This is a genomic window from Streptomyces sp. NPDC037389 (genome assembly GCF_040636475.1).
Classification (GTDB): domain Bacteria; phylum Actinomycetota; class Actinomycetes; order Streptomycetales; family Streptomycetaceae; genus Streptomyces; species Streptomyces hesseae.
The window spans coordinates 1-1,346 of record NZ_JBEZUS010000062.1 but is presented as its reverse complement, the minus strand read 5'-3'; the positions used below and the strand labels follow the sequence as shown (position 1 = coordinate 1,346).

At 68.6% G+C, this 1,346-nt stretch carries 3 protein-coding genes; 2 read left to right on the top strand and 1 reads right to left on the bottom strand.

Features of this window, described 5'->3' with window-relative positions; translation table 11 throughout:
* Positions 1–485, bottom strand: a 485-nt coding sequence (locus AB0E98_RS33740; protein ID WP_361710312.1) for a Scr1 family TA system antitoxin-like transcriptional regulator, incomplete at its 3' end; no start/stop codon positions are given.
* 310 nt (positions 486–795) lie between these two features.
* Here AB0E98_RS33740 and AB0E98_RS33735 point away from each other — a divergent pair.
* Positions 796–1,032, top strand: a complete 237-nt coding sequence (locus AB0E98_RS33735) for a hypothetical protein (protein WP_053637583.1) — start codon at positions 796–798, stop codon at positions 1,030–1,032.
* Positions 1,029–1,322 carry a hypothetical protein gene (locus tag AB0E98_RS33730; RefSeq protein WP_361710309.1) on the top strand — a complete coding sequence of 98 codons (294 nt, stop codon included), beginning with the start codon at positions 1,029–1,031 and terminating at the stop codon, positions 1,320–1,322. The genes AB0E98_RS33735 and AB0E98_RS33730 overlap by 4 nt, the downstream gene beginning before the upstream one ends.
* Positions 1,323–1,346: the final 24 nt, after the last annotated feature.

Below are 1,346 nucleotides of genomic sequence, written 5' to 3'. Positions count from 1 at the left end.
CGCATCAGGATGGTTTGACGTTGCATGCGCGCCTCGACCATCCGCTCGATGCTCTCGTTCGGGCTGCGAACCTCCCTGGCCTGATGGATGGCGAGGGCGTACTCCCGTGTCTGCAACAGGCCCGGAACTACGGTGTTCGCGAAGACGTGTTCGTAGGCCGCCTGGTGCTCGAACGAGACGAGCGGATCCAGCCACTCGGGCACGGCGTTATTGCCGACCCACCATCCGTCGGCTTGCGACTTGGCCACTGCTACGAGGGCGTCGCGTTCCTGGGGTGTGGCGTCGCATGCGTCGGCCAGGGCCTTCACCGTTGCCCAGCGGATGCGGGCGCGATCCTGCCATGCCTCATACCGGCTGACCGTGGTGGTGCTGACGCCCGCACGGGCCGCCACTTGCGTCTGGGTGAGTCCGCATCGTTCGCGCAGTGAGGTCAGGCCCCGTGCGATCTGCATCCGACCGGCCGGTCCCGTCTGCGTGGCGCTCACGTCGCATCCCCCTCCGCCTGTGAAACGTGCGGCTCGGCTTGCCGGCGCCGGCCAACGCCCCGACCCTATGGACTTCTCCAGAACGTCGGACGGGGATTCGAGCTTCGTCACCCACATCAGTGAACTCCCCTCATGAGGGCGCCCATTATGGGAATCCCATGAGAGTTTTCCCCTGCATTGTTCCCGGAGGTGACGAGGAGTTGAGGGCATGGCTGGACTTACGCGATTCCTGATCCGTTGGCTGGGAGCGGTGGTCCTACCTTCTGGGCGCCATCGAGCGAGACGGCCGCCGAAGGTGCGTCCCGTCGACATGCCCGCCGGTGCGCCTGCCGCGGCGCCATCGCGCTTCCGCGCCTCCGCCGCCCGCCACTGGAACGAGCCGATCGACGGTGCGTCCACCCCCCTCGTCCGCCCCTACCTCACTGCCTACGAGCGCGACGAGAAGGCCCGTATCCAGCGGCTGCGTCGCGACATCCTCTGGTGCGCCACGTACGGCGTCGACCTCGACACCCGTGACATCCACGCCCGTCCGGAGGTGGCAGCGTGAGCGCCGGGGCGGGCCGCGTACGGATCCTGCCGCGCGCTGACGGGCAAGGGCGCACCGCCCTGCTGCTCACGGACGGGGACGGTCCCGTTTCCCGGCTCGCCGACCGTATGGAGGTGGCGCAACTGGGCTTGGGAGAGCGGCTCCTCGCCAAGGCGCGGGCAACGCTGGAGGAGCAGCGACCGACGGTCCGGGAACTCCGCCCCCTGACCGGCCAGTTGACGGACGCGCTGGCGGACACCGTGCTCATCGCCGTGTCCCGGGGCGCTCTCAGGAGGGATGCGGAACCCTAGCACGTGGACGCTCAGTTGGCGGAA